Source organism: Clostridium acetireducens DSM 10703, from assembly GCF_001758365.1.
In the GTDB taxonomy this organism is placed as follows: Bacteria; Bacillota; Clostridia; order Clostridiales; family Clostridiaceae; genus Clostridium_C; species Clostridium_C acetireducens.
This window is the reverse complement of record NZ_LZFO01000063.1, coordinates 1-4091: the sequence shown is the minus strand read 5'-3', so window position 1 is coordinate 4091 and position 4091 is coordinate 1. Positions and strand designations below refer to the sequence as shown.

Below are 4091 nucleotides of genomic sequence, written 5' to 3'. Positions count from 1 at the left end.
AAGTATTCACTCCTCTTTGTTGTGTATTTTTGGTGGTACTTAAATATTCGACATTTTGGGGTGAATTTCCTTTTTGAATAATAAAAAAGTTAGTAAAATCAATGATTATAAAATATGAAATTTACTCAAATACAATAGAGCTGTTGAAAAACTACAAAGTAAGTTTTTGAGAGAACCTACTTTTTTAGAAGTGTCAAAAGAATTAAATATAGAAATAGAGGAATTATCTGAAATAGAAAATTATATAAATTATATTTCAATAATATCTTTAGAAAATTTAATTTTTTCAGAGGAAGATGAGATACCTCTTATAAACACTATTGAAGATAAAAATAGTCCAAGTCCTGAAAAAAATTTAGAACATAAAGAGCAATTAGAATATTTAGAAAAAGCATTAAATTTACTTAATGAAAAAGATAAAACAGTACTTTCACTATATTATTATGAAGAACTAACTTTAAAGGAAATCGGAAAAGTTTTAGGTGTATCTGAATCTAGAGTATGCCAACTTCATGGCAGAGCTATAGTTCATCTTAGAAAAATGCTAAAAAAATTAAAGTATGAATAAAAGGATAGGATGGTATTATGTTTACAGCATTAATATTAATTATAATAGGCATATTATTAATATTTTTAAATATGAAAGCAATTAATAAGGAAAAACATAATTTTCAGGATACTCTTGAATACAAAAGCCAGTATATGGATGAAGTAGATTTTAAAATAGGTAATGTCAGAAGAGAGTTTGCAGAAACTATTTTAGAGATTCAGCAGGAAATAGAATATATTAAATTGAATTATAATATAAATGATAATTATATTAAAAATGATTTAAAAAAAGATTATAATAAAGCAATAAAAATATATAATAAAATTTACAGTGAAAGTAAAATAGAAGACAATGAGGAAGTAAGCAGCAGTGAAAATGTAAGTAGTAACGAAAAATCTGAAATTAATAGCATTAAAGTAAATGAAATAAATAAAATGCTTAAAGAAGGTATTACAGTAGATGAAATAGCTAAAAAATTAAAAATAGGTAAGGGGGAAGTTTTATTAGTAAAAGAATTATTTCTAAAATAAAAAATGCTATAGATTTTTTAAGCAATAGAAAAATATTAATAGGTATGGGTATAGGAATAATTATATCTACATTTATAATGACTACAGTTAAAATAAATATTAGCATGAGTAAATATGAAATAGAAAAAAAAGCAAGGTCTATGGGTATGGAATATCCTAATGAAACAAAAGTTATTATAAACAAAGGGGTGAAAAAATGATAAGAAGTCTTTATACAGCAGTGTCTGGTATGATAACTCAAGAAGCTAAACAAGATGTAATAAGCAGTAATTTAGCTAATATAAATACAGTAGGTTTTAAAGGTGATGAAATAGCTGTTAAAAAATTTGAAGATGTATTAATTGCTAATTATAGTAAAAGAGTTGGTGGAAAAAATGTAAGGCAAAATTTAGGTCACCATAGTTTAGGAAGTAAAATAGATGAAGTTGCTACAAATTTTTCTCAGGGAGTAATAGAAAAAACAGATAAAGAAACAGATTTTGCCTTAGAAGGAAGAGGATTTTTTGCAGTTAGAACAAGTGATGGTATAGATAATAATGAATATTACACAAGAGATGGTCATTTTCATGTAAATTTACAAGGATACCTTGTAACAGATACAGGAAATTATGTTATGGACACTAATAATCAAAGAATAATGATAGGAAGAAATAAAATTACCTGTGATAACAATGGTAATATAAGTATTTTAAATGATAATAAAAGAGTTGTAGGAAGATTTAAATTAAAATTAGTAGATTTTCAAGGAAATGGAAACCAAAATGATTATAGAGGATTAAAAAAAGTAGGGGATAATTTATATAGATTACCTGAAAATCAAGAAGTTCCTATAAGAGTAGTTGAAAATAACAATATAACAGTAATACAAAGTTCTTTAGAAAAATCTAATATAAATGCAATAAATGAAATGGTAAATATGATTACAACAATGAGAAGTTTTGAAACCAATCAGAAAATAGTACAATCTATAGATGAAACTTTATCAAAATCAGCTAACGAAGTAGGTAGTGTTAGATAAAAATATTTTTTAGAGGTGGTATTTTATGCTTAGAGCCTTATGGAACAGTAAAAGCGGAATGACAGCACAGCAAAACAAGTTAGATTGCATATCTAATAATATAGCTAATGTAAATACAGATGGATATAAAAGAGAAGATTTAAGTTTTCAAGATTTAGTATATGAAACATTGGAAAGAAGAGGATATCCTGTAAGTGAAAATAGACCTAAAGAACCTTTTACTGGCTCAGGAGTAAAAACTGGCAATTGGATTAGAGATAATGTTCAAGGAAGTTTAAAAGAAACTGGTAGTAAAACAGATATGGCAATAGACGGAAAAGGTTACTTTAAAGTTATAACTAATAATGGAGCAGAAGCTTATATAAGATCAGGTAATTTTATTGTAGATGTAGATGGAAGCATTGTAGATAAAAGTGGAAATAAATTAAGTATATTAAATAATAACGGAGCAGAAATAAATGCACTACCAGCTAATAATCCCAATAAAGTAAGGTTTACTGAAAATAATTTTTATGTAAATAGTGACGGTACTGTACATATTAAAGTGGATAGTATGTATAATAATGTATATGATAATGTGGGAAATATACAATTATATGATGTAGTAGGAAACGATTCTTTAATGTCTGTAGGAAGTGACTTATACATTCCTAAAGAAGGTACCAATTTATATACAGTAACAAAATCTAATATACTGCAAGGACATTTAGAAAGATCTAATGTAGATATGGGAAAAGAAATGACAGATATGTTAGTTACTCAAAGAGCTTTTGAATTAAATTCTAGAGCTATAAGAACAGCAGACGAAATGTGGGGCATGGCTAACAATTTAAAATCAAGATAGTAATTTGTTAAATGTGGGTTTTTGAATAAAAAATCATTGATATAATTTTGAATAAAAAATCATTAATATAATTTGCATATGGAAAATAATTTCAAATAATCTATACAAAAATAATAAGACCATAGCATAAAGAAATTTTGTAAATAAGTCATTTCATTAAGACACTCTAAGAATAAAAAATAAAAAAACTCCTACCCAATTTATGCCCCGTCCTTGGGGCGGAAATTGGCTCATCACGTCCTGTGATGAATTACGGAGTTTTTTTATTTTTTCTTCTAAGATTGTCTAAAATTCATTCTAATTATTTACAAATTTTCTTTATGCTATGGTCTTATTATTTTTGTATAGATTATTTGAAATTATTTTCCATATGCAAATTATATTAATGATTTTTTATTCAAAAACCTAATGAACATAAATAATACAAAGAAAGTATTATTTATGCTCATTCTTAAAATTAAAACAAATTATTTTTTTATGTCCTCTAAATTTACTTCTCTAGTCTTTACATAAGGCATATTTTCTAGCATAGGTGTACATTCGGAATACATACTAGGCATTACACCTGCTCCAGGTCCTAACATACATCCAGAATGCATACCAGGCATACCACCTGAACCCATCATACATCCAGGATACATACCAGCAGGCACCATATCAGACATCATCATGCACATAGGCATCATTGACTGGAATTCATTAGAATAAGTAGATTTTTGCATATCCATCATATTTTTTAAAATTATAGGACAACAGCAATCCCTCATATAATAAGGCATCATTGGCATATTCATTTGAGAGTACAATAAAATTCCTCCTTTAAATTTTAAATCAATAATAGTATATGAGATTAAGCTAAATATGTTTACAAAAATATTTTTAAATGTAATTTCATATACATATTGTTTAAGGAAAAATCATGGATATAATTTGCAAATAAAAAATAATTTTAAATAATCTGTACAAAATAATAAGCCAGCCTCATAAAGAGAGTTTGTAAATAATTAGAATGAATTTTAGACACTCTTAGAAGAAAAAATAAAAAAACTCCGTAATTCATCACAGGACGTGATGAGCCAATTTCCGCCCCAAGGACGGGGCATAAATTGGGTAGGAGTTTTTTTATTTTTTATTCTTAGAGTGTCTTAA

General features: G+C 26.3%; 5 protein-coding genes and 1 pseudogene. 5 read left to right on the top strand and 1 reads right to left on the bottom strand.

What is annotated here, in order from left to right; genetic code table 11:
- Nucleotides 1-121: 121 nt before the first annotated feature.
- The 5 genes and pseudogenes from CLOACE_RS11375 to CLOACE_RS11360 form a co-directional block, all read left to right on the top strand.
- Nucleotides 122-568: pseudogene (locus CLOACE_RS11375) on the top strand (sigma-70 family RNA polymerase sigma factor); the annotation flags it as partial.
- A 17-nt stretch (nucleotides 569-585) separates the two neighbouring features.
- A complete protein-coding gene (locus CLOACE_RS11370; protein ID WP_070111367.1) occupies nucleotides 586-1080 on the top strand; it encodes a DUF6115 domain-containing protein in 495 nt (164 codons plus the stop codon).
- Nucleotides 1081-1124: 44 nt separating this feature from the next.
- Nucleotides 1125-1280, top strand: coding sequence for a hypothetical protein (locus CLOACE_RS11840; RefSeq protein ID WP_175429467.1), 156 nt, complete (start codon nucleotides 1125-1127; stop codon nucleotides 1278-1280).
- Nucleotides 1277-2098, top strand: coding sequence for a flagellar hook-basal body complex protein (locus CLOACE_RS11365; RefSeq protein WP_070111366.1), 822 nt, complete (start codon nucleotides 1277-1279; stop codon nucleotides 2096-2098). The genes CLOACE_RS11840 and CLOACE_RS11365 overlap by 4 nt, the downstream gene beginning before the upstream one ends.
- A gap of 25 nt (nucleotides 2099-2123) precedes the next feature.
- Nucleotides 2124-2942, top strand: coding sequence for a flagellar hook-basal body complex protein (locus CLOACE_RS11360; RefSeq protein ID WP_070111365.1), 819 nt, complete (start codon nucleotides 2124-2126; stop codon nucleotides 2940-2942).
- A gap of 467 nt (nucleotides 2943-3409) precedes the next feature.
- Here the strand turns inward: CLOACE_RS11360 and CLOACE_RS11355 are convergent, their stop codons facing one another.
- A complete protein-coding gene (locus CLOACE_RS11355) occupies nucleotides 3410-3748 on the bottom strand; it encodes a hypothetical protein (RefSeq protein WP_070111364.1) in 339 nt (112 codons plus the stop codon).
- Between the last annotated feature and the right edge of the window lie 343 nt (nucleotides 3749-4091).